A 3,325-nucleotide genomic window follows, 5' to 3' on the forward strand; every position below is an offset into this window, starting at 1 on the left:
GGCCCGCCTTACCGGCCCAGGGGAGGGCGCGCCCCATCTGGCGTTCGAGCTCATCGGTCATGCTCCGCACGTAGGTGGCACTGAGGTGATGCCAGTCCTTGTAGACGATCACGTTGCCGATGATCGCCTGGCACAGCGGGTCGGGGGCACTGCCGGGACGTTGGCACACCCCGTCGGAGACGTCGAGCGGATGAAACAGCGGCCGGGTCCTGGCCACTTCGAGCGCCGGATCGACATCCAGCAGCGCCGAGATCCGCCGGGTCGCGCAGTCGGTGGCCGAGCCGCCGTCGGCCAGACACGTCGGGGTGTCGATGGCGCCGTCCTTGTTCCGCGGCCACGGTGTGTCACGCATGCCGAGAATGGGGATGCCCGCGTCGAGGAAGGTGTCGAAGATCGGCAGGTAGTCCGGCGGCACCCAGTCGCCGCGTTTACCGTCGTTGGGGCGGGTCGAGATGGTGAAGATGGCGTCGGGCCGGTCGGCGAGGACCCGCTTGACCACTTTCTGTCCCCACTCGTAGCACTGCGGGTACGGTACGCCCCGCTGCTTGGGTTCGGGATCGGTGGACAGCGGGCAGCCCATCTTCAGGTACGTCTTGATCGTGAAGTCGTTGCGCTTGCCGACGATGTTCAGCGCGGTGATCCACATCTCCGAATGCGAACCCCCGACCAGCGCGATCGTCTTCTTGCCATGGGGCGCCCCGTACGTGCCGACATGGATCTCGCCGTCGGTGAAGTCGCTCATGAAGCCGTCGGTGGACGTTTCGGGATAGTCGCGCAGCACCTCCAGTGGTGTGGGTTGCGGGTCCACCGCCGGAACCGGGGCACCGTACAGGTAGGCCCGCGCGCCCGGATACACGGCCGGATCCAGTGCCTTGGTGTCGACGACGGTCGCCGACACGTGATGCTCCCACACCTTGATACCCGCGCCGGCCACCACGGTCAGCACCACGAGGATCGCCGACACCGTGGTCCGGTAGGTGAGCCAGGTGAGCCGGCGGGACGCGTGCCGCGGTCCGGACCCGTTGCGCAAGGGATCCTCGATGTACTTCTTGGTCGCCCACGCCAGCACGATCGACACGGCCAGCAGCCCGACGCCTTCGAGGGCGTTCGCCTTGTCGGTGCCGCGCCAGGCCAGATAGAAGATCAGCAGCGGCCAGTGCCACAAGTACAGCGAGTAGGCGATCGACCCCAGCCACACCGCCCAGCGACCGGCCATGAACCGGCTGACCTCCGGCATCGGCCGTGGCAGTTCACCCGGCAGCGTCTTCTCCTGTGCCACCGCGCCGGCCCAGATGATCGCCAGCGTCGCTCCGACCGGAACCAGCGCCAGCGGACCCGGATACTCGTTCACCCCGTCGATCCACCAGCCGCAGGAGATGATCAGCCCGAGCGCACCGGCGGCCACCATATTGCGCACCATCCGGTGCACCCGGAAACCCGGTAGCCAGATCGCCAGGAGGCCACCGGCCAGGGGTTCCCACACCCGGGAGATGGTGTCGAAGTAGTTGTACGGCTGGTTGATCGCCATCCGGTGTTGCGCCCAGGCGAACGACACCGCCGCCACCGCGAGGACTGCCAGCCCGACGATCGCCCGGATCACAGTGGGACGCGCCAACGGTGCGATCACCCGGGCGCCCAGCTTGAGCAGCCCGGCGAGGGCGAGGGCCGTGAGCAGGGTGACCAGGAAGAACTGGCCCTGCACCGCCATCGACCACACATGCTGCAGCGGGCTGTTCGACGAACTCGCCGCCAGATAGTCCTGGGAGTTGAAGGCCAGATACCAGTTCTGGTAGTACAGGGCGCTCGCGATCACCTCGCGGCCGACGTTCACCCAGCGGGTCTGCGGGAGGATCAGCACCGTGAGCACCGTGACCGCGAGCAGCATCGTGATCAGCGCGGGCAGCAACCGCCGCAGCAGCCGCGACAGGCGCGGCCACGGATTCAGGGTGGACCGGAATGAGACGGCCGGCTTCTGCGCATTGATCGCGTGTCGCAGCAGCGACCCGAGAAAGAAGTACCCCGACAGCGTCAGGAAGACGTCGACACCGCCGGAGACCCGGCCGAACCAGACGTGGAAACACGCGACCAGCATGATCGCCAGACCCCGCAGCCCGTCCAGGTCGGTCCGGTAAGCGGGTGCACCCGTCGCGGCCGGCGCCTTGACGCCGGCCTCCACAGCGGTGGGGGCTGCCACGTTCGGTCACGTCCTGGGTTGATCGGGTGTGGGGCTGACCCGTACCAACCTACCGGGCGGATACCCCCACTCAGCGGCGGGACATGCAGGACACATCCGCCCGACCAGGGTTTATTCTCGTGAATCCGATTCTGACGATGGCGTATTGGCGCGGGTGCGGGCGCCGTCGATGATCACTCCGAGCGCGTCGGTGAACTCCACCGTGAAATCGCGCTCCGACGGTCCGGTCACCGACAACCTTTCCATCTGGGCGCGCGTCTGCTCCTCGATCGTCAGGCCCAGGACCAGCTGACACAGCGCCGTCGCCACACCCCGCGCATGGCGTTCGGTCAGGCCCGCGTGCCGGGCCGTGGCGGCGATCTCGTCGGCGATGTGGGTCGCCGACAGCCCGCTGGCCCAGCTCGACGACACCACCTCGGCGCTGTCCGGGACCGCGAGGAGCGCGGCCCGCATCCCGGTGGCCAGCCACGCCAGACGCTCATCCCACGCCAACGTCTCCGGGGTGGGCGCGATATCGCCGAGGATGTCGTCGGCGAGGGCCGCCAGCAGGGTCTGCTTGTCGGCGAAATGCCAGTACAGGGCGTTCGGGCGGACGCCGAGTTCGGTCGCCAGCCGACGCATGGACAGATCGGCGAGACTGTGCTCGGTCAGGATGCCCCGGGCAGCGGAGAGGATGTCGCCGCGTGTGTTGCTCACGGCTACAGCGTAGGGGGCGGACACTGTCGCCTGTACGCCGTACAGGAGGTCCCTGTACAGTGTTCAGGACCCGGCGGTGTCTCCCGCTGCCGTGGCAGCCCAAGACCTGCACGAAGCCCCTGACACTGCACGAAGTGAGGCCCCGACCGTGGACGAGGCGACGATCAGCCGGATCGATGCCGAACACATCTGGCATCCCTACGGCGCCATGCCCGCGCCGTCGGAGCCGATCGTCGTCGACGGCGCGCAGGGGGTGCGGCTCCAGCTCGCCGACGGCCGCACCGTGGTCGACGGGATGAGCAGCTGGTGGGCGGCGATCCACGGCTACCGTCACCCGGTGCTCGACGCCGCGGTCACCGCGCAGCTCGGGTCCATGGCGCATGTCATGTTCGGCGGCCTCACCCATCGCCCCGCCGCGGAACTCGCGCGGCGCCT

At 68.4% G+C, this 3,325-nt stretch carries 3 protein-coding genes; 1 reads left to right on the forward strand and 2 read right to left on the reverse strand.

Translation table 11 applies throughout. From position 1 onward, the window contains the following. The coding region (locus GOAMR_RS10325) for an acyltransferase family protein (RefSeq protein WP_005186747.1) at nucleotides 1–2,194 on the reverse strand (2,194 nt) is incomplete at its 3' end. A 111-nt stretch (nucleotides 2,195–2,305) separates the two neighbouring features. Beyond that, nucleotides 2,306–2,890, reverse strand: a complete 585-nt coding sequence (locus tag GOAMR_RS10330) for a TetR/AcrR family transcriptional regulator (RefSeq protein ID WP_040514943.1) — start codon at nucleotides 2,888–2,890, stop codon at nucleotides 2,306–2,308. 148 nt (nucleotides 2,891–3,038) lie between these two features. On the opposite strand from GOAMR_RS10330, the gene GOAMR_RS10335 reads away from it, so the two are divergent. Further along, the coding region (locus GOAMR_RS10335) for an aminotransferase class III-fold pyridoxal phosphate-dependent enzyme (protein WP_005186752.1) at nucleotides 3,039–3,325 on the forward strand (287 nt) is incomplete at its 3' end.

Origin of the sequence: Gordonia amarae NBRC 15530 (assembly GCF_000241345.1) — a bacterium.
Classification (GTDB): domain Bacteria; phylum Actinomycetota; class Actinomycetes; order Mycobacteriales; family Mycobacteriaceae; genus Gordonia; species Gordonia amarae.